Raw genomic sequence first — 24408 nt, 5'->3', positions numbered from 1 at the left:
ACAAAAACAACAAGCTCAGGAGCACCACCATGAAAACCGCAACGCTCGCCACCCGCCGCTGGTGGTACATCATGCCCATCGTGTTCATCACCTATAGCCTGGCGTATCTGGACCGCGCCAACTATGGGTTTGCCGCCGCGTCCGGCATGGCGGCGGACCTGATGATCACACCAGGCCTGTCGTCGATGCTCGGCGCGCTGTTCTTCCTCGGCTACTTTTTCTTCCAGGTACCCGGCGCGATCTACGCGCAGAAACACAGTGTGAAGAAGCTGATTTTCGTCAGTCTGATCCTCTGGGGCAGCCTGGCGACGTTGACCGGGATCGTCTCCAATGCCTACTGGCTGATCGTCATCCGCTTCATGCTCGGCGTGGTCGAAGCGGCAGTGATGCCGGCGATGCTGATCTACCTGTGCCACTGGTTCACCCGCGCCGAACGCTCGCGGGCCAACACCTTCCTGATCCTCGGCAACCCGGTGACCATGCTCTGGATGTCGGTGGTCTCGGGCTATCTGGTGCAGCACTACAGCTGGCGCTGGATGTTCATCATCGAAGGTTTGCCGGCGGTATTGTGGGCATTCATCTGGTGGCGCCTGGCCGATGATCGTCCGTCACAAGCCAAGTGGCTCAACGATCAGGAAAAGCAGGACCTGGAATGCGCACTGGCCGCCGAACAGGTCGGCATCAAGGCCGTGAAGAACTACGCCGAAGCGTTCCGCTCCCCCAAAGTGATCATCCTCGCCCTGCAGTTTTTCTGCTGGAGCATTGGCGTGTACGGATTTGTGTTGTGGCTGCCGTCGATTCTCAAGGCTGGCGCGCAGATGGACATGGTCCAGGCCGGCTGGCTTTCGGCGCTGCCGTACCTGGCGGCGGTGATCGGCATGCTGCTGGTGTCCTGGGGTTCGGACAAGTTGCAAAAACGTAAACGTTTCGTCTGGCCGCCACTGCTGATTGCCTCGATTGCCTTCTATGGTTCCTACGCCCTGGGTGCCGAACACTTCTGGTGGTCCTACACCCTGCTGGTGATTGCCGGCGCCTGCATGTACGCGCCTTACGGACCGTTCTTCGCGATCATTCCGGAGATCCTCCCGGCCAACGTCGCGGGCGGCGCCATGGCGCTGATCAACAGCATGGGAGCGCTCGGTTCGTTTGGCGGCTCTTATCTGGTCGGTTACCTGAACAGCTCCACCGGCTCGCCCGGAGCTTCGTACCTTTTGATGAGCGGCGCGCTGATGTTCTCGGTGTTGCTGACCCTTTTCCTCAAGCCCGGCGCCAGCGATCGGGAGCGGCCCACGGCCCCGGTAACGCGCACCGCCACGGCACATTCCTGAATTGAAGCTGAGATCTCAAAGATGAAAAAGCAGGTCGTCCTGTACAAGAAACTCTCGCCGCTGCTGATGGCTCGCCTGCACGAGCAGACCGAAGTGACGCTGATCGAAAACCTTGATGCCTTGGGCCTGGCCAAACTGCGCGATGCCCTGCCCCGTGCCCATGGTTTGCTGGGTGCCAGCCTGAAGCTGGATGCCGGACTGCTCGATCTGGCACCCCACCTTGAAGCCATTGCCAGCGTTTCGGTGGGTGTCGACAACTACGACATCGACTACCTGACCGAGCGGCGCATCTTGCTCAGCAACACACCGGATGTATTGACGGAAACTACCGCCGACACTGGTTTCGCGCTGATCCTGGCAACGGCCCGGCGCGTCGTGGAACTGGCCAACATGATTCGCGAAGGCAAGTGGACCCGCAACATCGGCCCCGCGCATTTCGGCAGCGACGTGCACGGTAAAACCCTGGGCATCATTGGCATGGGTCGTATTGGCGAGGCACTGGCCCAACGCGGGCATTTCGGTTTCGGCATGCCGGTGATTTACCACAGCCAGTCACCGAAACCGGCGGTGGAACAGCGGTTCGATGCGCAGTACCGCAGCCTGCCGGAGTTGTTGCAACAGGCGGATTTCGTTTGCCTGACGCTGCCGCTGACCGCTGATACCGAAGGGCTGATCGGCGCAGAACAGTTCGCCCTGATGCGTCCCGAGACCATCTTCATCAATATTTCACGGGGCAAGGTGGTGGATGAAGCAGCGCTGATTGAAACCCTGCGTGCGGGCCGGATTCGCGCGGCGGGGCTGGATGTATTCGAACGCGAACCTTTGAATCCGGACTCGCCGTTGTTGCAGTTGAACAACGTGGTGGCGACTCCGCACATCGGCTCGGCCACTCATGAAACACGGGAGGCCATGGCCAGATGCGCGGTGGACAACCTGTTGGCGGCGCTGGCGGGTGAGCGACCGGTGAATCTGGTGAATGTCGGGGCGTGGAAGGGCTGAGGTATTCGGCGCTTTTCAGGCAGCCTTCGCGAGCAAGCCCGCTCCCACACTGGTTTTGTGTTCGACACAGATCAATGTGGGAGCGGGCTTGCTCCGGGCGGCGATCCGACGAAGAGGCCGGCACAGACCACCACAACCTTTCAGGCACGCCGTGCCTCCAGCAAATCCGTCGCACACCGTACGATCCGCCGACAAGCATCTGCCAGTTTCGGCCGGTCAACCACCAACCCGATGCGGATATGCCCCGCCGCACTCGGCCCGAACGCTTCACCGGCCAGCACCGACACACCATAGTCTTCCAGCAGTCGCTCGGCGAAGCGCTGGGCCGACAAACCGGTCTGGCGCACATCGACCATCACGAACATACCGCCATCCGGGCGAATTGGCCTGAGGCCCTGACATTGGCCCAGACTTGCACACACCAGGTCTCGACGCTGACGATACTCTTCGCGCATCGAGGCCACTTCCGGCAGGTCCCGGTCCAGCGCCAATTGCGCGGCGTTCTGCACGAAATCCGGAATGCCGAACAACATGCTGAGCGACAAATTGACCAGGTGCCCGGCCATGGGTTTGGGCCCGACCACCCAGCCTACCCGCCAGCCGCTCATGGCGTGGGACTTGGACAGGCTGTTGATCGTCGCCGTCCGTTCGGCCATGCCCGGCAGGCTCGCCGGACTGATGTGCTCGCCCTCGTACAGCAGATCGCTGTAGACCTCGTCACTGATCAGCCACAAATCATGATGAATGCACAGCGCGGCCAGGTCTTGCCAGGTGGCCAGTGGCAAACTGGCGCCGGATGGATTGTTCGGACTGTTGAGCAGGATGGCGCGTGTTTTTGCCGTGATCCGGGCCGCGACATCCGCCGGGTCGACGCGAAACCCGTTCTGCGGGCGCACGGGCACCGGGACCACGGTGGCCGCACAGGCGCCGATCACGCCTTCATAGGTCACGTACATCGGCTCGGCGACAATCACTTCATCGCCCGGATCGAGCAGGCATTGCGCCACCGAATACACCGCGCACTGCGCGCCCGGAAAGACGATCACATGTTCAGCATCCACCACCTGACCGCTGCGGTGCCGATGCCGACGGGCAATGCTGTCGCGCAGCCCTCGGCTGCCGCGCACTTCAGGATAGTGCGTATCACCGGCCAACAGGCTGGCGATGGCGGCCTGGACGATAGGTTGCGGCGTATCGAAGTCCGGGTCGCCAATTGACAACAGCAGGACGTCGACGCCCTGTTCGCGCAATTGCAGCGCTCGATCGTGAATCTGCCAGGCCGCCGCTCCGTCACCGGCGATTCGTTGGGTCAAGGCTGAATAGCGCATGTCTGTCTCCTGTCGCGCGGGTGCTCCCAGCCACAACCCTATCTCAAATCACGAAACGCGCCACCATGGCGTTCAAATCCACCGCCAGGCGCGACAATTCGTGGGTCGCTGCACTGGTCTGATTGGCACCGGCGGCGGACTGGGTAGCAAGGTCGCGAATGTTCACCAGATTGCGATCCACCTCACGGGACACCTGGGCCTGTTCTTCGGATGCACTGGCGATCACCAGGTTGCGTTCGTTGATCAAGTGGATCGACTGGGTGATCTGTTCCAGGGCAATGCCGGCGGCGCGGGCCATTTCCAGTGTGGTCTGTGTACGTTGATTGCTTTGTTGCATCGACGACACCGCCTGGCCAGTACCGTTCTGAATGCCGGCGACCATTTTTTCGATTTCCTGGGTCGACTGTGCCGTGCGATGGGCCAGCGCCCGCACCTCGTCGGCGACCACGGCAAATCCGCGCCCGGCCTCACCGGCCCGGGCAGCTTCGATGGCGGCGTTGAGCGCCAACAGGTTGGTCTGTTCCGCAATGGCGCGGATCACGTCGAGCACTTTGCCGATGTCACGGCCCTGGGTCGCCAAGCCTTCAATCATCAATGCCGTGTTCTGCACGTCATGGGTCATGGTCTGGATCGCATCGACGGTTTCCACCACACGGTCACGACCTTCCCGGGCAGCCTGGGTCGACTGGTTCGAGGCTTCTGAAGTGGATACCGCGTTGCGTGCAACTTCCTCCACGGCGGCAGTCATTTCATTGACGGCGGTAGCGGCCTGTTCGATTTCGTTGTTCTGCTGTTGCAGACCGCGAGAGGCTTCCTGAGTGACGGTGCTCAGTTCTTCGGCGGCGGCTCCCAGTTGGGTAGCGGAACCGGCGATCTGCTCGATGGTTTTGCGCAGGCTGGTCTGCATGCTGGACAAAGCGCCAAGCAAGCGCGCCGGCTCATCCTTGCCGTCCACTTCGATGGCATTGGTCAGGTTGCCCCCGGCGATGGTAACGGCGATCTGCAGCGCGCGGTTGAGCGGCGTGACGATGCTGCGGGTCAGCAGCAATGCCAACAACACGGTCATCAGTGCCGCGATCACCGCGACCACAATGATGCCGGTGATGGCGTTGTTGTATTACTCGCCCGCCTCGGCCAACGCGCGCTGGGCGTAGTCGGTATTGAGGGCCACCAGTTTGTTGAGCTGCTCGCCCATCTGGTCGGTGCCGTCCTTGATCCGCGTGTTGATCAGGCTGCGCATCTCATCGAGCTTGTTTGCACGCGACAGCTCCATCATTTGGCTCTGGGCCTGCATGTAGTTGTCGAGGGTGGCGGTGAAGGTCTTGTACAGCGCGGCTTCTTCCGGTTGGGCGGGCAGCGCGGCATAACTTTGCCGGGCACTTCGCAGTTTGTCGGTGAGCACGCCGATACGGGTCTGGGCTTCCTGCAACGCGGCCGGGTCACGGTTGACCAGGATGCGGAACGAGAGGATGCGCATGCGCAGGACGTTTTCGGTCATGTTGCCCAGGAAGCCGACACTGGGCAGTTGCGTGGCCCCCATGTCCACGGATGCCTGGCGGATGATACTCACGCGATTGACGGCAAACACACCCAGCACGATGACCAGCAAGGCGATGAAGGCAAACCCCAGGAAAGCTCGAGGCGCGATGTTCAGATGACGCAGGGACATAGGACGATACTCGGGTGATTGAGGCTTCGAGCGTCCTTGCCATGATCACTGGCGGGCAGGCGTTGAGGCGCGCCGGTCAGTCGGGCGACACTGTTTTTTTAGGTGTGTGTGTGCGCCTGATCGTTGTATCGGCAGGGCTTGAGGGTTTTTGCAGGGGGGGTGGCAGAAATTTTTTTTGCCTACTGCAGGAGCGAGCTTGCTCGCTCCTACAAAACGCGGGTGTGTTCAGGTTCTACGCGAGGCCACTCGCCAGACCCGGGCGATATCGCTCGCCCGCTCGCGCAGCAACTGCGGTGCTTCGCTGCAGGCCTTGGCCAGGGTCATCGGCCCACTGGCCAGGGCGAACGCGGCGTCGATGCCGTGTTCGTACAGCGTTTGATATCCCTCGCCCAGGGTGCCGGCGATGACGATCACCGGCACGCCTTGTTGCCGGGCAATGCGCGCCACACCAAAAGGCGTTTTCCCGCGCAGGGTCTGGGCATCGAAACGGCCTTCGCCGGTGATGACCAGATCAGCGTTTTGCACTGCGTCGGCCAAGCCAACCAGTTCGGCGACTACTTCAACCCCCGCCTTGAACTTCGCACCGAGAAAGGCCTTGGCCGCAAAGCCCAGACCACCCGCCGCACCACTGCCCGGCTCGTCACGCACATCCTTGTTCAGGACGTTGACGCAGTGATCGGCAAAGCGCCCGAGGGCGTGATCCAGTAACTGAACCTGTTCAGGGGAGGCGCCTTTTTGCGGGCCGAAAATCGCCGAAGCGCCGTGGGGGCCGCACAACGGGTTGTTGACGTCAGCGGCGATGTCGAAGCGTACCCGGGCCAGGCGCGGATCAATGTCGCTCAGGTCGATGCGAGCCAATTGCGCAAGGGCGAGACCGCCCGGTGACAGCGTCTGCCCCTGAGCGTCGAGCAGTTTCACGCCCAGGGCCTGCATGGCGCCGGCGCCGCCGTCATTGGTCGCACTGCCGCCAATCGCCAGGATCACCCGTTGTGCACCGGCCTCCAGCGCGGCGCGGATCAGTTGCCCGGTACCGAAGGTGCTGCTGATGCACGCATCCCGTTGAGCCAGCGGGACCAACTGCAAACCGCTGGCCTCGGCCATTTCGATGATCGCGGTGTGGCTCTGCGGCAACCAGCCCCAGGCGGCATCCACCATGGTCCCCAGCGGCCCGCGAACCACCGAGCGGCGCAATTCGCCTTCACACGCGGCAAGAATCGACTCGACAGTCCCTTCCCCGCCGTCTGCCATCGGGCATTTGATCAGTTGGGCATCAGGCCAGACCTGCGCCAATCCCAAGGCAATGGCGTCGGCCACGCCTTGAGCGCTGAGGCTGTCCTTGAACGAATCGGGGGCGATCACGATTTTCATGGGAATTCTCCAGTTCCAATGTCCACATGCTGCCAGCCGCCATGAACAATAACGCCGGTCCGCTGCACAAACGGCGATGAGGATTATTGTTCATTTCCACAAAACCCGTTGCAGACGTTTCACCTGTAGGAGCGAGCTTGCTCGCGATGGAGGGTAACGATGACGCGGGAAATCAGACTTACCGCGGCGTCCTCTGGTTTTTCGCGAGCAAGCTCGCTCCTACAGGGGGATTTTGTCGCTCACGAAATTGAGTCTGACTCGGGCAGCAGTTGCACGCCCAGATACAACGCGAGCATGCCGTCCAGTCGCAACGGATCAACCCCGCTCAGCTCGGCAATCCGCTCCATGCGATAACGCAGGCTGTTGCGATGAATCCCCAGGGCATCGGCGCAAGCCTGGCTCTGGCCGTCGTGTTCACACCAGCTGCGCAGGGTCGCCAGCAACTGACCGTTGCTGTCCTTGGCAATGACCTTGCGCAGCGGGTTGAGCAATTCATCGAGGGCGTCGTCGTTGCGATGGCGCCAAAGCATCACCGGCAGCCGATAGCGGTTCAGCGTCAACAACCGGGACCGTGGCAACACCTCGCGCCCGTAGGCCAGCAAGTCACCGACCCGACGATAGCAGCGACGTAATCCCGCCAACCCGTCGGCTTGTCCACCCACGGCGATGCGCAGGATGTTCCAGCCCAGGCCGTCGAGTTTGTCCAGCAAGCGCTCGTTCTCGACCGACTGGCTGGCCGGCCGGCACCAGAGCAATGAGGTTTTGGCCGAGCTCACGCACCAACTGTCGGGATGACGGCTCGTCAACCAGGCACTCAGTGCCTCGACGGTTTGTCCTGGTGCGTGTTCCAGGCCCAGTTCGAACAAGTACGGCACCCGGGTCATTTGTGGCTTGAGGCCCAACTGCTGCGCTTCATCGACCAGTCGTGGAGAGTCCCCGGCTTCGCTCAGCAGCAGCGCCAGCAAATCATCGCAACGCTGGCGCCGCCATTGCTGCTCGGCCTGCTGGTTGCGCTGGCCCACCAGCATCTCGGCGGTCATGCGCACCAGTTCGGCATAGGTGCGCAGTTGTTCGGGCTCACCGGTGATCCCCAGCACGCCGATCAGGCGCTGATCCAGCAACAGCGGCAGGTTGATGCCCGGCTGCACGCCCTTGAGATGAATCGCCGTCTGCGCATCGATCTCCACCACGCGACCGTTGGCCAGGACCAGTTGCGCACCTTCATGCCGGGTGTTGACCCGCTCCGGCTCCCCGCTGCCCAGGATCAAGCCCTGGCTGTCCATGACGTTGACGTTGTACGGCAGAATGGCCATCGCCCGGTCGACGATGTCCTGGGCCAGGTCGTGATCGAGTTCGAACATAGCGAGGATCCTTGAAACAGTGGTGGAACGGGTTGTTCACCCGCACAGGCCTTGGTGGCAAACCCTGTGCTCAGGCACAAAGACAGCCACCCTGAGGGTGGTCGAGACTCTCAGGGCGATCAACGTTACCCTTTGCATCGCAAAAAATCATAATAAAGAGAGAGCCGCCATGACACAGAGCGCCATAGCGTCCGACGCCATCGCTGACGATAAAAACGCCGTCTACAAGCGCATCACCCTGCGTTTGATCCCCTTCATTTTCATCTGCTACCTGTTCAACTACCTCGACCGGGTAAACGTTGGATTTGCAAAGCTGCAGATGCTCGACGCGCTGAAATTCAGCGAAACCGTATACGGCCTCGGTGCCGGCATCTTCTTTATCGGTTACGTACTGTGCGGCGTGCCAAGCAACCTTGCCCTGACCAAATTCGGCCCGCGACGCTGGATCGCGCTGATGATGATCGTCTGGGGCACACTGTCGACCTGCCTGCTGTTCGTCTCCACGCCGAACGAGTTCTACACCTTGCGCCTGTTCACCGGCGCCGCCGAAGCCGGATTCTTCCCGGGTGTGGTGCTGTACCTCTCGCAGTGGTTCCCGACCTTCCGCCGTGGCCGCATCATGGCGCTGTTCATGTCGGCGATCCCGGTATCCGGCCTGCTCGGCAGTCCGCTCTCCGGCTGGATCCTCAATCACTTCGCCGCGGGCCAGGGTGGTTTGGCGGGCTGGCAGTGGATGTTCCTGCTGCAAGGCATTCCGACCGTGATCCTCGGTACGCTGGCTTATTTCCTGCTCAGCGACAGTTACGCCAATGCGAAATGGCTGACCCCATTCGAGCGTTCGGTGCTGGAAGCCGACCACGCCGAAGACCGCGCCAACAAACCGAAAACCACGACCGATTCGCTACTGGCGGTATTCAAGAACCCGGCGATCTGGGCCTTCGGCCTGATCTACTTCTGCATCCAGAGTGGCGTCTATGCGATCAACTTCTGGTTGCCATCGATCATCAAGAACCTGGGCTTCAGCGATAACCTGGTGATCGGCTGGCTGAGTGCAATTCCGTACCTGCTGGCAGCGCTGTTCATGTTGTTTGTCGGTCGCTCGGCGGACCTGCGCAAAGAGCGCCGCTGGCATTTGGTGGTGCCGATGTTGATGGGCGCGCTGGGGCTGCTGATTGCGGTGAACTTCGCCGCCAACCCGGCCATCGCGATTCTCGGCCTGACCATCGCCACCATGGGCGCCCTCACCGGCCTGCCGATGTTCTGGCCGGTGCCAACCGCCCTGCTCAGTGCGGGTGCTGCCGCCGGTGGCCTGGCGCTGATCAACTCGATGGGGCAAATGGCCGGCTTCCTCAGCCCGTACCTGGTGGGTTGGGTCAAGGACAGCACCGGTTCGACCGATGCGGCGCTGTATCTGTTGGCGGGTGTGATTGTCTGCGGCAGTTTGCTGGCGTTGCGTATGACCCGGACCCTGCGAGTTTAAGAGACTCGCTTTCGCCGGGTGAAAATCACTTCACGGCAAGTAAGAAAATTCCTACTTGCCTTGAAGGTGACTCCTACATTAATCAATTTTGAGAGGCGATAGTCTTGCGTCGCCTCATTTCTCCCAACCGTAACGGTTCATTTGAGAGAGGCACAAAAAAACTAAAAAGAGGATGTATTTCAGTGAGCGCGCTTTCCGCAAAAAAAATCCTATTGTCGCTGTCGATAGCCTGCATACCGCTAACAGGGTTTGCTGCCACCCCAACCAACTCGATCATTGGCAATCCGATCATTGTCGACCCGAACATCGGCAGCCCTAACCCTGGCAACCCGAACTTTGGCAGTTCAGCATCCAAACCCTTTCACGTCTCCTGCTCGACTGGCAACTTCACCGGGGAAGCCAAAGGGCATTACTTTAATTATGGCAGCAGCAAAAGTGTCTACTTGAAAGAGTACCGAATCACTAAACACAACGGCCAATCGGGTGGTAACAAAGCAAACGTGAACCTGGTTGTGGCCAACTTCAATGGTGGAGGGAGCAAAGAGGTCAAGTCTCCCGACAGAATGAAGCAGGACGGTCAGTGGAATGCTCAAGACCTGAGTGTGATGCACGCTCCTTGGAGTTCCGCACAGATCCGGGTTGAGTTTATTTTTGATAAATCCGGGTCGGACCCACGCTGTACTAGTCGAACCAACATTTAAAGTTTCAAGGGCAATATCTTCATACGATTTGGCGCGTAGTTGAATCCCTCTACCGCTCGCGCAAATCCGCTGTCTGCGTTGCTCGCCGACAACTTATACGGCGAGCAACTTCATTACTTTCAAAGAATCCTTAACAAACCAGCTAGCCTGCCATTAAGATTTTTGAGATTTTCGGCTTTCCTCAATCAACAACTCAAAATAAACCCACCCTCCCACACAATCAATTAAATGAACAACACCACCATTGAAAGCCTCATTAGCCTCAAGGGCATCAATAAAGGTTATAAAATAAACAACAATTACCTGCCCATCCTTCAAGATGTATTTTTGACCATAAAAACAGGCGAAAGCTGTGCTCTCTTGGGAGCTTCGGGATCAGGTAAAAGCACACTGCTGAATATTCTCGGGTTACTGGACTCAGTTGATGCCGGTGAGTATCGCTTCGCCGGTCACGATGTATGCTCCGCTACCCCCGATGAACTGGCAGCCATTCGCAATCAACAGATCGGATTTGTCTTTCAGAGTTTCAACCTGATACCGCGCCTTAACGCTATCGAAAACGTGGCATTGCCACTAAGGTATCGCTCAATGAAGCCTGGTGATGCGCGACAACGAGCGCAGCAAATGCTCGCAGAGGTCGGTCTGGAACAGCGAGCTCATCATCGCCCGGCAGACTTGTCGGGTGGTCAGCGACAACGACTGGCGATTGCGCGGGCACTTGTAGGTCAACCCTCCTTGATACTGGCTGACGAACCCACCGGCAACCTCGACCCTGGCACGGCTGATGACATCATGGACCTGTTGATTTCGCTCAACCGGGCACATGACGTAACGCTTGTCGTGGTCACCCACGATTCGGCGATCGCCAGGCGCCTGAATCGGCAGATTCGCGTTACTAACGGTGCTGTACAGGAACTCTGTCCTTGTCCCGCGTGATGCCGGGTCGCGGACGAAGCGCACTTCTGCTGATGCATGACGTCAGCTCCAGCCTCCGCACGCTGGGCAAGCGTTCGGTTCTCGCGCTGCTGGGGATCGCCATTGGCAGTTCGTCGGTGGTTGCCATGATCAACATCGCAAGTAACGCCGCCGAAGAAGCATCAATGATTTTCAAAGGAATGGGAGTTAACACGTTCGTGGCCCATCTATCCACGGCGAACGAAAAACGGACACCTGCTTACGCGACCTTTGATGCCGGGCAATTTCGCAAGGCAGTACCCAATCTTCTGAACATTGCACCGACCGCGTACGTCGGAGCTTCGGTGGTATTCAAGGGGCGCAGTCTGAACGCCGACCTGATTGGCAGCACAGGCGAGTTGATGGATGCCATGGATTTAACACTCCGCGCGGGGCGCTTCATGTCCGAATTCGATCAGGGTGAAACTTACGTGGTGGTTGGACACTCACTCGCCGAGACCCTGGGAGCGGCCGATGAGCCACTGCGTACAGGGGACCGGATTCGCATCAACAATTACCTGTTTCAGGTGATCGGCATTCTGCAGGACAGGCCCGATACCCTGCTCATTCCAATCAGGGCCAATGACTCCTTGTTCCTTACCTTGAACGGCATGCGCCGAATCAGCCCTTTGGCACAAATACGTAACGTGATTATCCGGGTCTCCCCCGATCAGGAGATCAACGCGGCTGCTACAGCATTAGTCGACCCTTTGAAACAGTTGCCAGGCGTAACAGATGTCGCAATGTTGCTCCCGCATCAGCTCATGGATGGAATGTCGCGTCAAAACCGTACCTTCGCTTACTTGTTGTTGGCGCTTGGGGCAATTTCTTTGGTGGGAGGCGGTACCGGCGTGATGAACGTCATGCTGATGAACGTGACTCAAAGACGACGAGAGATCGGCGTTCGCATGGCGCTGGGCGCATGTCGGCGGGACATTCGCAATCTTTTCATGCTGGAGGCGATCACACTGACCGCCGTGGGCGCCTTTTGCGGTGGAGTCCTGGGCATCGGCTTCGCATTCATGTACGCCCATTTGTCTGACTGGACGTTTTTCCTCGCACCTGCTGCACTACCGCTCGGCGTCATCAGCACCCTGGGGGTGGGTGTATTTTTTGGTCTGTATCCGGCCGTACTGGCTTCTCGGCTGCAACCGGTTGAGGCGTTGCGCGATGAGTAGCGGACGAGCCTTGATGGTCACCCTGCTTTGCCTTTTTACCCAGAGCGGCAAAGCGTCAATGGAAATCACCCGACAGCTGTCGGCGCCGACGTTACACGACGGCCACTCTCGCAGTGCACTGTTGAGCCAGCAGGCGACACACATATCCTTGGGCGACGCCGTGTATCTCGGATTGCGCAATCATCGCGGAATTCGAAGTGCTTATCTGCAACGCGTGGGACAGAAATTCGACTTGCGCGTGGCCAAGGATGCGTTCAGTCCGAAGCTGTTGCTCAAGGGACACTACACAGATAACCAGGGCAGCGAAGACCGGGTCCGAAAGACGTCGCTATCCCCCAGTGTCAGTTTGCTTGGCGAATACGGTACGCGTCTGAGCGTGAGCTGGACCCGACAACTGAATGATGCCGAGCGTGCAGGCCGCTTTCGCGGCGACGGCCTGGAGCTGACGTTGATTCAGCCACTTCTGCGGGGTGCGGGGCGGGATGTCTCCACTGCCCCCCTGCGCCTGGAACAACTCAAGGAGCAAGCGAACCGCCTGAATCTCAAGACCAGCGTCTCCCAGGCAATTGTCGACATCATCACGACCTACCGCGAACTGCTCAGGTCGCAAGAGCAACTTGCCATTGTTCAGGAGGCGCTCAGGCGAACGCGATCGCTGCTGGATGTGAACAAGGCGTTGATCACTGCCGGGCGAATGGCCGAGTTCGAAATCGTCCAGACCGAAGCCGAAATTGCTGTGCAGGAAATGGACGTCGAAGAAGCACAGAATCAGGTGCACATCAGTCGTCTGGATCTTCTGCGTCTGCTGGCTCTGGACTTGTCTACCCCACTCCACGCCAGCGAAGTGCTGGAGGCATTCCGCATCACGATCGACCAGCCGGAAGCTCTGCGCCTGGCACAGATTCAGCAACCGCAATATTTATCCATGCTGCTCGGCAGCCATCAGGCCGATCTGAACCTGCTCATCGCCAAAGACCAGGCGCGTTGGGATGTCTCGTTGGTGGCCGGCGCCACTCAGATTCATGGTCGCTATGACAACGGCATCGGTTCCGGAAGAAACTGGGATAGCTACGCCGGTGTGCAACTGGAAATCCCCATAGGTGCCCTCAGTACCCGCCAGGCCGAGATTCACGCGCATATCAATTTGCAGACGCAGGAAATCAATCTGGCAGACGCTCGCCAGGAACTGGAGCGCGACGTCAATAACGCAGTGCGTGAGCTCGGCACACGCTGGCGCCAATATGAAATTGCGCAGCGAGCCACCGAACTGTCCAGACGCAAGCTTGAAATCGAACAGGAAAAACTCAACGCCGGGCGCTCCAGCAACTTTCAGATCATCAGCTTTGAGAGCGATCTGCGAAACGCCGAAAATGCTCGTCTGAGTGCATTGATCTCGTATTTGAACGCCCAGACCCAACTCGACCTGACCCTCGGCATGACCCTGGAAAGCTGGGAGATTGCACTCAATGACGTCTGATAACAAAGCCCCAGTCATTTGGTACTCAAGTCGCTTTGTCTGGGTTGCTCTGTCGATATCGTTGGTCCTGGCAGGCATCGCGATCATCAATGTGCAAGCATGGATTGTCAGCAGACCCGATGGTGAAAACTGGGTGAGCATACGCAACGAATCACTGGTTCACAAAATCGGCCTGGCAGGAACAATAGAGCCCAATAAGACTGTCCTTCTGACCGCGCCATTTGAAGGCAACATTCAAACAATCCGGGTGGGGCAAGGACAGCGGGTGCACCAAGGCCAGACACTGTTGACCATGGACCCTGCTTCCATCGAATCGCAGCTGCGCGATGCCCTTTCGGCGCAGCTCAAGGCGCAGCGTACTGCCCGGGAGCTGACAGATTGGGAGAACAGTGCGCAAGTCGCACGGGCACGCCGAACAGTCCGTACGGCCGAAATAGCCGTGAGCAATCTGCAGCGCCGGCTTGGCGACACTCAGCGACTATTGAAGCGCGGCATCATTGCGCGCAGCGAGCTGGACGATTTGAATCAGCAGATGCAGATGCACGAGCTTGAACTGGTGGCAGCTCAAAACGAGTTGCAACACGTATTGGATGAGGGGGCTGGCGAGCATCGGCGAGTGGCAGAAATGGAACTGAAGAATGCCACAGTCAGGTACGAAGGATTGCAAGCGTTGCTCGCTGACCAGAACATCCTCGCACCTTTCACCGGAGTGGTCGTGCCTGCCCGTACTTCGCAACTCCCCGGTGCAATCTCACTCGGGCCTTTGCAGGCAGGGGCCAGACTCAGTCAGGGACAAGCGTTGTTCGGACTCGCCGATATCGAGCATCTGAAAATCGTGGCCTCGGTATCGGAGCTCGACATCAATCAGTTACATCCGGGACAAGAGGTCGAGATAGAGGGCGATGGTTTCGAGGGCGAACGCCTGAAGGGCACAGTGCAGGTGGTCAGCAGCCTGGCCGAACCGAGCGACGAATCAAGCGGCGGTGCGAGTTTCTCGGTAACTCTGTCAGTCTCGAAATTGACCCCTGAACAGATGCAACGTGTCCGGCTGGGCATGAGCGCACGCCTGGCCATCATCACTTACCGCAATGAGCAGGCGATCATTATCCCGCCGCAGGCAATCCGCCTGGAGGGTCTGAGCAAAGTTGTGGATTATCGGGAGGCAATGGATCGCCCCATCCAGCAAATCCCAGTCTCCACCGGACGATCAACCCTCGATGGTGTAGAGGTCTTTGGGCTGCTGCCGGGATTCATTCGCCTGGGGAACCAGGGCAATCCGTTGTAAGCCGCCCTGATTCAGATTGCCCCGAAAGGCGTTTCTGGTATTTGATTGAGCCTTTCCCACTGGTAAAAGGATTTGCTCATGAGCTACCGCACACTGGGTCATTCGGGTCTTCAGGTGTCCACCCTGACTCTGGGCACCATGATGTTCGGCGAACAGACCAGCACCGAGGATTCCCTGCGCATCATCGACAAGGCCTGGGATCAGGGCATCAACTTCATCGACACCGCCGATGTCTACACCAACGGCCGTTCCGAGGAGATCGTCGGCGAGGCCATCGCCAGCCGCCGCCACGAATGGGTGCTGGCCACCAAGGTCGGCTTCGGTCCCGTGGACGGCGTCCCCAACCGCAGCGGCCTGAGTCGCAAGCACCTGTTCAACGGTATCGACGCCAGCCTGACGCGCCTGGGCACCGACTACCTCGACATCTATTACCTGCACCGCGAAGACCACAATACGCCGCTGGAAGTCACGGTGTCGGCCATCGGCGATCTGATTCGCCATGGCAAAATCCGCTATTGGGGCCTGTCGAACTACCGTGGCTGGCGCATCGCCGAAGTCATCCGCATCGCCGACAAACTGGACGTTGACCGGCCGGTGATCAGCCAGCCGCTGTACAACATCGTCAACCGCCAGGCTGAATCCGAGCAGATCACGGCTGCGCAAAACTACGGTCTCGGCGTGGTGCCCTACAGCCCGCTGGCGCGCGGGGTGCTCAGCGGCAAGTACGCGCCGGACGTGAAACCGGACGCCAACAGCCGCGCCGGGCGGGCAGACAAACGCATTCTGGAAACCGAATGGCGTGTCGAGTCCCTGCGCATCGCCCAGCAAATCCAGCAATACACTCAGGAACGCGGCGTAGGCATCGTCGAGTTCGCGATTGCCTGGGTGTTGAACAACAGCGCCGTTACCTCAGCCATTGTCGGGCCGCGTACCGAAGCGCAGTGGGACGCCTACACTAAGGCGCAGACGGTGAAGCTTACGACCGATGACGAGGCGTTCATCGATTCGCTGGTGACGCCGGGACATGCGTCGACACCGGGGTTCAATGATGTGAGCCACTTCGTGTCCGGCCGCAGACCGCTTAACTGAAGAAACATAAACCACTGTAGGAGCGAGCTTGCTCGCGATGGTGGTCAACGATAACGCGGGGGAGCCTGCCTGCCCGCGGTGTCTGGTCGTTCATCGCGAGCAAGCTCGCTCCTACAGGGTGGATGTTGGAAATATTGATCATCCGGACAATATTCAGCACAAAAACCACGTATCCTGCCCGCCCCGTTTAACCTTCAACCCGCGAGGACAGCTTGTCTAAAGGTATCGCTCTATCGGTTTCAGCCTCGGTGCTGTTTGCCGTCATGTATTACTACACGTCGCTGCTCACCCCCTTGAGCGGTGTGGAAATCTTCGGTTGGCGCATGCTGCTGACCGTGCCGTGCATGACCGTGTTCATGGTGCTGTCCGGCGAATGGAAGCGCGTGTTGGACATCGTTCGGCGGGTCGTTGCCAATCCGAAACTGATGGGCGCGCTGATCGCCTCCTCTTTCCTGCTCGCCGTGCAGCTGTGGCTGTTCATGTGGGCACCGCTGAACGGGTACAGCCTGGACGTGTCCCTCGGTTATTTCCTGCTGCCGCTGACCATGGTCCTGACCGGCCGCCTCGCCTATGGCGAACGCCTGTCCTATCTGCAGAAAATCGCCGTGGTGTTCGCCTGCCTGGGCGTGATCAACGAGGTGTATCAGGTCGGTGGTTTTTCCTGGGCGACCTTGCTGGTCTGCATCGGCTATCCGACTTACTTCGTCGTTCGCAAACGGCTGGCAACGGACAATCTCGGCGGCTTGTGGCTGGACATGGCATTGACGCTGCCGGTGGCGATCTGGTTCGTTCAGAGCGGCGCACAAGGTTTCGGGGTGTTTGACCAGCATCCATGGTTGTCGCTGCTGATCCCGATGCTTGGCGTGATCAGCGCGTCGGCGCTGGTGGTCTACATCATTGCCAGTCGCCTGCTGCCGTTCAGCCTGTTCGGCTTGTTGAGCTACGTCGAACCGGTGTTGCTGCTGGGCGTGGCGCTGCTGTTGGGAGAGAGCATCAAGGCCGGCGAATGGCTGACCTACATCCCGATCTGGATGGCTGTGCTGGTGCTGGTGTTTGAAGGGTTCAAGCATCTGGTGCGGCAGCGCAGACCTTAACTACCGACACAAAACAAAGTGGGAGCGGGCTTGCTCGCGAAGGCGGTGTATCAGTCAGCATTGATGGCGACTGGCACTCCGTCTTCGCGAGCAAGCCCGCTCCCACAGTTTTTTTACAGCGTCAACGGATTAGTCGGTGGAGAGAACACCACGACGAACCTGGTCACGCTCGATCGATTCGAACAGCGCCTTGAAGTTGCCTTCGCCGAAACCATCGTCGCCCTTGCGCTGGATGAACTCGAAGAACACCGGCCCCATCAGGGTTTCCGAGAAGATCTGCAACAGCAGGCGCTTGTCGCCCGACTCGGACGAACCATCCAGCAGGATGCCCCGTGCCTGCAGTTCGCCCACCGGTTCGCCATGGTTCGGCAAACGGCCTTCGAGCATTTCGTAGTAGGTGTCCGGTGGCGCGGTCATGAAGCGCATGCCGATGCTTTTCAGGTGATCCCAGGTCTTGATCAGGTCATCGGACAGGAAAGCAACGTGCTGGATGCCCTCGCCGTTGAACTGCATCAGGAACTCTTCGATCTGCCCGGCGCCCTTGGACGACTCTTCGTTCAACGGAATGCGGATCATGCCATCGGGTGCGGTCATGGCCTTGGAGGTCAGGCCGGTGTACTCGCCCTTGATGTCGAAGTAGCGGATTTCGCGGAAATTGAACAGCTTCTCGTAGAAGTTGGCCCAGTAGGCCATGCGACCGCGATACACGTTGTGGGTCAGGTGATCGATGATCTTCAGGCCGGCACCGACCGGGTGACGGTCAACGCCTTCGAGGAACACGAAGTCGATGTCATAGATCGAGTTGCCTTCACCGAAACGGTCGATCAGGTACAGTGGCGCACCACCGATGCCTTTGATCGCCGGCAGGTTCAGTTCCATCGGGCCGGTTTCAATGTGGATCGGCTGGGCGCCGAGTTCCAGGGCGCGCTTGTAGGCTTTTTGCGAATCCTTGACCCGGAACGCCATGCCGCACACCGACGGACCGTGCTCGGCCGCGAAGTACGAGGCCACGCTGTGGGGTTCATTGTTGAGGATCAGGTTGATCGCGCCCTGGCGATACAGGTGCACGTCCTTGGAGCGGTGGGTCGCCACCTTGGTGAAGCCCATGATCTCGAAGATCGGCTCCAGGGTATTGGGGGTCGGCGATGCGAGCTCGATGAATTCAAAGCCCATCAGGCCCATTGGGTTTTCGTATAAATCTGCCATGGTTGGCGCCTCATCATTCTTTATCAATTAACAAAGGTTAGTTGTAAGCAATGCTGAGACCGGTGGGTGGCGCACAGGAGATGCCCCGCACACTGCGGGCGAGAAAATCACCGTAGATCAGTTGAAACCCGAATATCTTCATTATCGACCCAAGGCTCTTGCGGGCGAGGCTTCTGCTGCCAGAAGACGATTATTATTGTATGCGTAACCTGATTCTACACAGCGTAAATCAGTTTGTCCGCCTTCTGTATCAAATCCCCTTTTTCCTTGCCCGCGCAAGGGGTTTATTGCAGAGGAAAATCCCCGCCAGTATCAGCCCGCCACCCAGGCACATGGCCAGTGTCAGCGGCTCATCCAGCAGCAGCGCGCCAAGAATCACCGCCGTCAACGGGTTCAGGGCAATGAACACCCCGGAACGCGTCGCACCGATTTTGCGAATGCCGTCGTAATAGCCAATGTACGCCAGCGCCGATCCCAGCACGCCGAGGTACAAAAGACTCGACCATTGCTGCGCACCCAGGTGGGCGATCGCGACAACACTCGCCTCACCACGGACGATGCAGGCCATCCAGAGCATGGCGGTGCCCAGCAGAATCGAATACGTCACTGTTTGCACCGGCCCCAGGGTCTGGTTCAGTTCTCTGGAGCACAGCGAGTAGATGCCCCAGCCCAGGACACAGCCGAAAATCAGCAGATCACCGAGCCAGGCGTCGGCTCCACCGGCCAATAATTGCGGGTTGCGACTGACGATCACCTGGCTCGCGCCTGCGATGCAGATCGCAATGCCGACGACTTTTGCCCGGTTCAAACGCTCCTTGAACAGTAGCCAGGAAGCCAGGCCGATCACTGCCGGGTTCAGAGCCACGATCAAGGATGCCCGTGAAGCGTTGATGTACTGCAAGCCATAAAAGAAGCACAGGTTGTAAAAAAAAATCCCGAAAAAGCCAAGCAATGACAATTGTAGCCATTGCCGGGCGCTGGGCCGGGCCAGCGGTATCCGCGCCAGGCGCACAAACAGTAGCAACGCCACGCTGGCCAGCAGGAACCGCAGACTGGCAGCCAGCAGCGGGCTGAGGCTGCCGGCCAGATAGCGTCCGGCAACGAAGGTGCCACCCCACACCATGGTGACCGCCGCCAGCTTTAGGTACACCGGCAGATCCGAGGGTTTTGACAGGGTTTGCTCGCAGATCGTCATAAGATTCCAGGGCCGGATGTCGGAGAGATGACGTATCATTCGACTAATACACAGTCATCGTAAAATGAGTAAACACTCATGACTCTCACTCAACTGGAGATTTTCTCCATCGTGGCCGAACTCCACGGCTTCACGGCAGCGGCCAATCGCCTGGGTATTTCCCAATCGGCGGTGTCCCATGCCTTGAAGTCCCTGGAGCAGGAATTGGGTGTCGAGTTGTTGCGCCGGCATCAATCCCGGGTCGAGCCAAGCGACATTGGCCAGCAGTTGTTGCTGCGCGCCCGAGCGATGCTGGGCCTGGCCAACACCCTGCGCCAGGAAGCGGCCGATGCACGGGGCATGAAACGCGGCACGTTGCGCATCGGTTCCTTCGGCCCGACCTCATCGATCAAGTTGCTGCCGTTGATTCTGCAGCAGTACCGCGTCGCCCATCCCGGCATCGAGGTGCATATCGACGAAGGCCCTGATCGCCAGGTACTCCAGTGGCTGGAGGAACGACGGATCGACATCGGCTTTGTGGTGTTGCCCGAGGAGCGTTTCGATACGGTCGCGTTGATCGAAGACCAGATGGTCGCGCTGCTGCCCGCTGGCCATCCGCTGGCAGCTCACGACAGCCTGAGCCTGAAGGATCTGTGTCACGCCCCGTTTGTGCTGACCGAGGCCGGCTCTTCGGAGCTGGTTTCACGCCTGTTCGCCGAGGCCCGACTGATGCCCAACATCCGTTATCGCTGCTCGCAGTTGATGAGCACCCTGGATGTTGTCGCGCGTGGCGACGGGGTGACGGTGGTTGCCGAAGGTTCATTACCCAATCAGATTGACAGCCGCTGCGTGAAAAAACCGCTGTCGCCGGCGGTGGTGCGCCAGGTCGGCCTGGCGGTACTCGATCGACGCCAGGCATCACCCGCGACGCTGGCCTTTATCAATCTGGCCGTAAGCCTTGACTTCCATAGAACGGCATAACCGCCAAGGGCCAACTATCATGGCCCATACCCGAACTCTTCATGGGAGGCGTATTACCCTGCCAGCGTTTGAGAGCCCTACTTTTTTCGTGACAGGATTCGCGAATGCCACTGAAAGCCAAAACCCGCAGTCGCGGTACAAGAATTGCTGTCACCCTGATCAGTGGATTGCTCCCAGTGCTGCTGGGGGCCGCCATTCTTTACATGCAAGCAGGCCGTGCACTCAAACAAGACGCCGAACAAACCGCCGAAGAAGCGATTCGCCAGTTCGACTTGATGCTCGACAACAACTCCCAGGCCGCTCGCGAACTGCTGCCGCTGTCTGGCCAAAGTTGTGCTGACGTCAAACTGGCTCTGCGTGAACAGGTCACTCGCCGCCCATTCGTGCGCGCGACCAATCTGGTGTGGGACAACAACCTCTATTGCAGCTCTTTGTTCGGCGACTACCAGGAGAACGTCAACCCCGGTGACTACACCCAGGGCGCCTTGTGGCTCATGAATGGCAACCTGGTGACACCCGACACCGCCTTGCTGGTGTACCGTCTGAGCGAAGGGAAAAAAGGCGTGCTGACAACCCTCGATGGTTATCACTTGAGCAACATTCTGCGCTTGATCGGTCGCAAGACCTTGCTGTTGCTGCAGGTCGGCCCGGACTGGATGTCCGTCGATGGCAAGGTTCACACCAGTGCTGTACCTGAACCGCCCGTTGCGCCGAGCCGATTGACCTCCGGGCACTATGCATTTGCCGTGGCAGCCGGTTTCCCCGAAGGCGAAACCTGGCGATACATGAGCAGCGAATATCCGCCGCTGTTCAGCCTGCTGATTTTCTTCGGTGTGATTGCCGGGTCAATCGGTCATTTCCTGCAAAAACGCTCATCGGCACCCACCCAGGAAATGCAACGGGCACTGGAAGCCGCAGAGTTCATTCCCTATTTCCAGCCCGTGGTGCATGGCGACAGCAAAAGCTGGTCCGGTGCTGAAGTGCTGATGCGCTGGAAACATCCGAAGGAAGGCCTGGTGCGTCCGGACCTGTTCATCCCGTTTGCCGAGCACTCGGGACTGATCGTGCCGATGACCCGCTCGCTGATGCGGCAGACTGCTGCCCTGCTCGCCCCGCAATCCGCCAGATTCAACAAACCGTTTCACATTGGCATCAACATCACCGCCAGCCATTGCCAGGACCTGGAACTGGTCAAGGACTGTCGTGACTTTCTCGATACGTTCGAACCGGGCTCGATCCATCTGGTACTGGAGCTGACCGAGCGCGAACTGATCGAGCCCACGGCCATCACCCTGCAACTGTTCGAGCAACTTCGCGAACTGGGTGTGAAAATCGCCATCGACGATTTTGGCACGGGTCACTCGAGCCTTGGCTACCTGCGCCAGTTCAATGTGGACTTCCTGAAAATCGACCAGAGTTTTGTCGCCATGATCGGTATCGACACACTCTCGAGCCACATCCTCGACAGCATCATCGAACTGGCAGTCAAACTCGACCTTGCCCTGGTGGCCGAAGGTGTCGAGACCCGTGAGCAGAGTGATTACCTGAGCGCTCATCAGGTCAACTTCCTGCAAGGTTATCTATTCGGCAAACCCATGCCCGGCGCGGAATTCATTAGTGCATTAAGCGACCATTAACTCGCGAATTTAATTGATAAAACAACGCTTGCACGCACCAATTTGAATCAAAACGCTACTGCCGTTACATGAAAAAAAAGACAGGATTTACTCTTGGCCAATTAACTACTACAATTTTTCATGCCTGCGCTAATTTGGCAGGTGAGCCACTATCACCGAGTCGCTTCAAGGCTCTTGGCTTATAGCTTTGTTTGCGGTTGGTATCAGCCAAATACACTATTGGAGTAAAGATATTGTCCAGACTCGCTGAATTTCGTGCAGCCGAAAAGGCCCTTCAAGAGCAGCTCAAGCAGCTGGAATCCCTGAAGAACGATGCCGGGCTCAAGAAAGAAATCGAATTCGAAGAGAAGCTCCAGGGTTTGATGAAAACCTATGGCAAGAGCCTGCGCGACATCATCGCCATTCTCGACCCCAACCCGGCAAAATCCGGCCTGCAGGCAGCAGCACCTAAAACCCGCCGCGCCCGTGTGGTCAAGGTTTATCAGAACCCGCACACCGGCGAGCTGATTGAAACCAAGGGCGGCAACCACCGCGGCCTGAAAGCCTGGAAAGAACAGTACGGTGCAGCCACCGTTGACTCCTGGCTGCGCGGCTAACTCTCGCGGTGACAAAAAAGCCCTGCATATGCAGGGCTTTTTCATGGGTTATCTAAATGCCCGGGGCAGGCACCAGACAACTACCTGACTGCCAACAACTTTGTGCTTAATCCATTTGGATATCTAAAATTTTCTTCATGCATCGAAAAAGCACTGACGCCAACTAAAGTTTCAAGCTGTTACGGGCAGCGTCTATTTCTTCCTGGCTCGCCTTATAAGCCTCGGCCTGCCCTGCGTAGGAAAGAACATAGGCCTTATCGGCATCCACCGCGGCCACCAGTGTTTGAGAAAGCACGTGCCTGCCGTTTTGCGTGACGGTGCAGGTTGTTTCCAGCGCGGCCAATCGACTCAAGGTAGTCGAATGAATTCGCGTGCAGACACTTTGATACCCACCCTGAAAGAAGTCTTTTTGAACCGACTTGCGCATCTCCAGCAATACGCCTTCGAGGTTTACCTGGTGATCGCTTTGTACCGGGCTCATGGTCAGTTCCATCACCATGAGCGGCGATCCATTCTGATCATTTTTCACCGCCCGCTGACGGCTGACCCCCGACGCCGATTCAGGCACTTCTTCGACCTGCCAGCCTTCCGGCCAAGTCACTACTGGCGCATCGGCGCGAGCAACGCCAGCCAGCGAAAACACGCTTAGCAGGATGAACAGCACGTTACGGATTCGAATCATTGCAATGGGCACTCAAGGATCAAGCTGTAAAGTCTGGGCCCAGGCCGGCTGTCAGGCAATAGCCGACTGTTTGGGTTTGGTGATGTCCGAACCCTTGCGTATCATTGTCACCAATTGTTAGCCCACATATTTCCCGGAGGGCCCATGAGCCTGCACGAATTGAACACCTTCCCCGGCGTCACCGCCCAACCGGACGCCGCTACGCAGAAATTCGTCTTCAACCACGCCATGCTGCGGGTCAAGGACATCACCAGGTCCCTGGATTTCTACACGCGCATCCTGGGTTTTACCCTGGTGGAAAAACGCGACTTCCCGGAAGCCGAGTTCAGCCTGTATTTCCTCGCGCTGGTCGACAAAAACCAGATCCCGGCCGATGCCGCCGCGCGCACCGAGTGGATGAAATCGATCCCCGGCATTCTGGAACTGACCCACAACCATGGCACAGAGAACGATGCGGATTTCGCCTACCACAATGGCAATACCGACCCACGCGGTTTCGGCCACATCTGCATCTCGGTGCCGGATATCGTCGCCGCTTGCGAGCGCTTTGAAGCACTGGGCTGCGACTTCCAGAAACGCTTGAGCGATGGTCGCATGAAGAGCCTGGCGTTCATCAAGGACCCGGACGCCTACTGGGTAGAGATCATCCAGCCTGCTCCGCTGTAGGAGCGAGCTTGCTCGCGAAAAACCCGAGAACGCCGCGGGGCACCTGCCAACCCGCGTTATCGTTAACGACCATCGCGAGCGAGCTCGCTCCTACAGGCGTTGTGTTTTCAGTGCCGGCGCCGATGCCCCTTGTAGGAGCGAGCTTGCTCGCGAAA

At 58.7% G+C, this 24408-nt stretch carries 22 protein-coding genes; 14 read left to right on the top strand and 8 right to left on the bottom strand.

Annotated elements, in window-relative coordinates:
- The first annotated feature begins 29 nt into the window (after positions 1 to 29).
- Positions 30 to 1328 carry an MFS transporter gene (locus ACCD00_RS15010; protein WP_413425635.1) on the top strand — a complete coding sequence of 433 codons (1299 nt, stop codon included), beginning with the start codon at positions 30 to 32 and terminating at the stop codon, positions 1326 to 1328.
- A 21-nt stretch (positions 1329 to 1349) separates the two neighbouring features.
- Positions 1350 to 2327, top strand: coding sequence for a 2-hydroxyacid dehydrogenase (locus ACCD00_RS15005; protein WP_413425633.1), 978 nt, complete (start codon positions 1350 to 1352; stop codon positions 2325 to 2327).
- 140 nt (positions 2328 to 2467) lie between these two features.
- Here the strand turns inward: ACCD00_RS15005 and ACCD00_RS15000 are convergent, their stop codons facing one another.
- From ACCD00_RS15000 to ACCD00_RS14980, 5 genes are all read right to left on the bottom strand, one after another.
- A complete protein-coding gene (locus ACCD00_RS15000; protein ID WP_413425631.1) occupies positions 2468 to 3655 on the bottom strand; it encodes a pyridoxal phosphate-dependent aminotransferase in 1188 nt (395 codons plus the stop codon).
- Between the two features lie 43 nt (positions 3656 to 3698).
- Positions 3699 to 4721 (bottom strand): methyl-accepting chemotaxis protein, encoded by a 1023-nt coding sequence (locus ACCD00_RS14995; protein WP_413425629.1) that lies wholly within the window; start codon positions 4719 to 4721, stop codon positions 3699 to 3701.
- Positions 4722 to 4772: 51 nt separating this feature from the next.
- Positions 4773 to 5324, bottom strand: coding sequence for an MCP four helix bundle domain-containing protein (locus ACCD00_RS14990; protein ID WP_413425627.1), 552 nt, complete (start codon positions 5322 to 5324; stop codon positions 4773 to 4775).
- 225 nt (positions 5325 to 5549) lie between these two features.
- Positions 5550 to 6692: a glycerate kinase gene (locus ACCD00_RS14985; protein ID WP_413425625.1), complete on the bottom strand. Its 1143-nt coding sequence runs from the start codon at positions 6690 to 6692 to the stop codon at positions 5550 to 5552.
- Positions 6693 to 6931: 239 nt separating this feature from the next.
- Positions 6932 to 8053, bottom strand: coding sequence for a sugar diacid recognition domain-containing protein (locus ACCD00_RS14980; protein WP_413425623.1), 1122 nt, complete (start codon positions 8051 to 8053; stop codon positions 6932 to 6934).
- Positions 8054 to 8222: 169 nt separating this feature from the next.
- Here ACCD00_RS14980 and ACCD00_RS14975 point away from each other — a divergent pair, with 169 nt between their 5' ends.
- The 8 genes from ACCD00_RS14975 (at position 8223) to rarD (ending at position 17311) form a co-directional block, all read left to right on the top strand.
- On the top strand, positions 8223 to 9533 hold the full coding sequence (locus ACCD00_RS14975) for an MFS transporter (protein WP_413425621.1): 1311 nt from the start codon (positions 8223 to 8225) through the stop codon (positions 9531 to 9533).
- A gap of 104 nt (positions 9534 to 9637) precedes the next feature.
- A complete protein-coding gene (locus tag ACCD00_RS14970; protein WP_413425619.1) occupies positions 9638 to 10234 on the top strand; it encodes a hypothetical protein in 597 nt (198 codons plus the stop codon).
- 228 nt (positions 10235 to 10462) lie between these two features.
- Entirely contained in the window at positions 10463 to 11170 is a 708-nt protein-coding gene (locus ACCD00_RS14965) for an ABC transporter ATP-binding protein (RefSeq protein WP_413425617.1), read from the top strand.
- Positions 11170 to 12366, top strand: coding sequence for an ABC transporter permease (locus ACCD00_RS14960; RefSeq protein WP_413425699.1), 1197 nt, complete (start codon positions 11170 to 11172; stop codon positions 12364 to 12366). The genes ACCD00_RS14965 and ACCD00_RS14960 overlap by 1 nt, the downstream gene beginning before the upstream one ends.
- The gene (locus tag ACCD00_RS14955; RefSeq protein ID WP_413425615.1) at positions 12359 to 13843 is read left to right on the top strand and encodes a TolC family protein; all 1485 of its coding nucleotides are present in this window, start codon (positions 12359 to 12361) and stop codon (positions 13841 to 13843) included. The genes ACCD00_RS14960 and ACCD00_RS14955 overlap by 8 nt, the downstream gene beginning before the upstream one ends.
- The gene (locus tag ACCD00_RS14950) at positions 13833 to 15128 is read left to right on the top strand and encodes an efflux RND transporter periplasmic adaptor subunit (protein ID WP_413425613.1); all 1296 of its coding nucleotides are present in this window, start codon (positions 13833 to 13835) and stop codon (positions 15126 to 15128) included. The genes ACCD00_RS14955 and ACCD00_RS14950 overlap by 11 nt, the downstream gene beginning before the upstream one ends.
- A 78-nt stretch (positions 15129 to 15206) precedes the next feature.
- Positions 15207 to 16217, top strand: a complete 1011-nt coding sequence (locus tag ACCD00_RS14945) for an aldo/keto reductase (protein ID WP_413425611.1) — start codon at positions 15207 to 15209, stop codon at positions 16215 to 16217.
- Positions 16218 to 16429: 212 nt separating this feature from the next.
- Positions 16430 to 17311 carry an EamA family transporter RarD gene (rarD, locus tag ACCD00_RS14940; RefSeq protein WP_413425609.1) on the top strand — a complete coding sequence of 294 codons (882 nt, stop codon included), beginning with the start codon at positions 16430 to 16432 and terminating at the stop codon, positions 17309 to 17311.
- Between the two features lie 129 nt (positions 17312 to 17440).
- On the opposite strand, the gene hppD is transcribed toward rarD, so the two are convergent.
- A complete protein-coding gene (hppD, locus tag ACCD00_RS14935; RefSeq protein WP_008020954.1) occupies positions 17441 to 18517 on the bottom strand; it encodes a 4-hydroxyphenylpyruvate dioxygenase in 1077 nt (358 codons plus the stop codon).
- Between the two features lie 250 nt (positions 18518 to 18767).
- The gene (locus tag ACCD00_RS14930; protein ID WP_413425606.1) at positions 18768 to 19712 is read right to left on the bottom strand and encodes a DMT family transporter; all 945 of its coding nucleotides are present in this window, start codon (positions 19710 to 19712) and stop codon (positions 18768 to 18770) included.
- Positions 19713 to 19790: 78 nt separating this feature from the next.
- Here ACCD00_RS14930 and ACCD00_RS14925 point away from each other — a divergent pair, with 78 nt between their 5' ends.
- The 3 genes from ACCD00_RS14925 to ACCD00_RS14915 all read left to right on the top strand — a co-directional run bounded on the left by ACCD00_RS14925 (position 19791) and on the right by ACCD00_RS14915 (position 22905).
- A complete protein-coding gene (locus ACCD00_RS14925) occupies positions 19791 to 20672 on the top strand; it encodes a LysR family transcriptional regulator (protein ID WP_413425604.1) in 882 nt (293 codons plus the stop codon).
- A 104-nt stretch (positions 20673 to 20776) separates the two neighbouring features.
- Positions 20777 to 22309 (top strand): EAL domain-containing protein, encoded by a 1533-nt coding sequence (locus ACCD00_RS14920; RefSeq protein ID WP_413425602.1) that lies wholly within the window; start codon positions 20777 to 20779, stop codon positions 22307 to 22309.
- 233 nt (positions 22310 to 22542) lie between these two features.
- Positions 22543 to 22905, top strand: a complete 363-nt coding sequence (locus ACCD00_RS14915) for a histone-like nucleoid-structuring protein, MvaT/MvaU family (RefSeq protein WP_007975932.1) — start codon at positions 22543 to 22545, stop codon at positions 22903 to 22905.
- Between the two features lie 163 nt (positions 22906 to 23068).
- Here ACCD00_RS14915 and ACCD00_RS14910 read toward each other — a convergent pair whose 3' ends face one another.
- Entirely contained in the window at positions 23069 to 23587 is a 519-nt protein-coding gene (locus ACCD00_RS14910; protein ID WP_413425599.1) for a DUF4946 domain-containing protein, read from the bottom strand.
- Between the two features lie 144 nt (positions 23588 to 23731).
- Here ACCD00_RS14910 and gloA point away from each other — a divergent pair, with 144 nt between their 5' ends.
- Entirely contained in the window at positions 23732 to 24253 is a 522-nt protein-coding gene (gene gloA, locus ACCD00_RS14905) for a lactoylglutathione lyase (protein WP_413425597.1), read from the top strand.
- The last annotated feature ends 155 nt before the right edge of the window (positions 24254 to 24408 follow it).

The organism is Pseudomonas sp. Pseusp3, assembly GCF_047304225.1.
Classification (GTDB): Bacteria; Pseudomonadota; Gammaproteobacteria; order Pseudomonadales; family Pseudomonadaceae; genus Aquipseudomonas; species Aquipseudomonas fluorescens_CD.
Note: the sequence above shows the minus strand (reverse complement) of the source record. Positions and strands in the feature narration are given on the sequence as shown.

Coding starts and splice junctions, on each gene's coding strand:
- ACCD00_RS15010 (WP_413425635.1), top strand. CDS start 30: ATGAAAACCGCAACGCTCGCCACCCGCCGCTGGTGGTACATCATGCCC.
- ACCD00_RS15005 (WP_413425633.1), top strand. CDS start 1,350: ATGAAAAAGCAGGTCGTCCTGTACAAGAAACTCTCGCCGCTGCTGATG.
- ACCD00_RS15000 (WP_413425631.1), bottom strand. CDS start 3,655: ATGCGCTATTCAGCCTTGACCCAACGAATCGCCGGTGACGGAGCGGCG.
- ACCD00_RS14995 (WP_413425629.1), bottom strand. CDS start 4,721: ATGACCGTGTTGTTGGCATTGCTGCTGACCCGCAGCATCGTCACGCCG.
- ACCD00_RS14990 (WP_413425627.1), bottom strand. CDS start 5,324: ATGTCCCTGCGTCATCTGAACATCGCGCCTCGAGCTTTCCTGGGGTTT.
- ACCD00_RS14985 (WP_413425625.1), bottom strand. CDS start 6,692: ATGAAAATCGTGATCGCCCCCGATTCGTTCAAGGACAGCCTCAGCGCT.
- ACCD00_RS14980 (WP_413425623.1), bottom strand. CDS start 8,053: ATGTTCGAACTCGATCACGACCTGGCCCAGGACATCGTCGACCGGGCG.
- ACCD00_RS14975 (WP_413425621.1), top strand. CDS start 8,223: ATGACACAGAGCGCCATAGCGTCCGACGCCATCGCTGACGATAAAAAC.
- ACCD00_RS14965 (WP_413425617.1), top strand. CDS start 10,463: ATGAACAACACCACCATTGAAAGCCTCATTAGCCTCAAGGGCATCAAT.
- ACCD00_RS14960 (WP_413425699.1), top strand. CDS start 11,170: ATGCCGGGTCGCGGACGAAGCGCACTTCTGCTGATGCATGACGTCAGC.
- ACCD00_RS14955 (WP_413425615.1), top strand. CDS start 12,359: ATGAGTAGCGGACGAGCCTTGATGGTCACCCTGCTTTGCCTTTTTACC.
- ACCD00_RS14950 (WP_413425613.1), top strand. CDS start 13,833: ATGACGTCTGATAACAAAGCCCCAGTCATTTGGTACTCAAGTCGCTTT.
- ACCD00_RS14945 (WP_413425611.1), top strand. CDS start 15,207: ATGAGCTACCGCACACTGGGTCATTCGGGTCTTCAGGTGTCCACCCTG.
- hppD (WP_008020954.1), bottom strand. CDS start 18,517: ATGGCAGATTTATACGAAAACCCAATGGGCCTGATGGGCTTTGAATTC.
- ACCD00_RS14930 (WP_413425606.1), bottom strand. CDS start 19,712: ATGACGATCTGCGAGCAAACCCTGTCAAAACCCTCGGATCTGCCGGTG.
- ACCD00_RS14925 (WP_413425604.1), top strand. CDS start 19,791: ATGACTCTCACTCAACTGGAGATTTTCTCCATCGTGGCCGAACTCCAC.
- ACCD00_RS14920 (WP_413425602.1), top strand. CDS start 20,777: ATGCCACTGAAAGCCAAAACCCGCAGTCGCGGTACAAGAATTGCTGTC.
- ACCD00_RS14910 (WP_413425599.1), bottom strand. CDS start 23,587: ATGATTCGAATCCGTAACGTGCTGTTCATCCTGCTAAGCGTGTTTTCG.
- gloA (WP_413425597.1), top strand. CDS start 23,732: ATGAGCCTGCACGAATTGAACACCTTCCCCGGCGTCACCGCCCAACCG.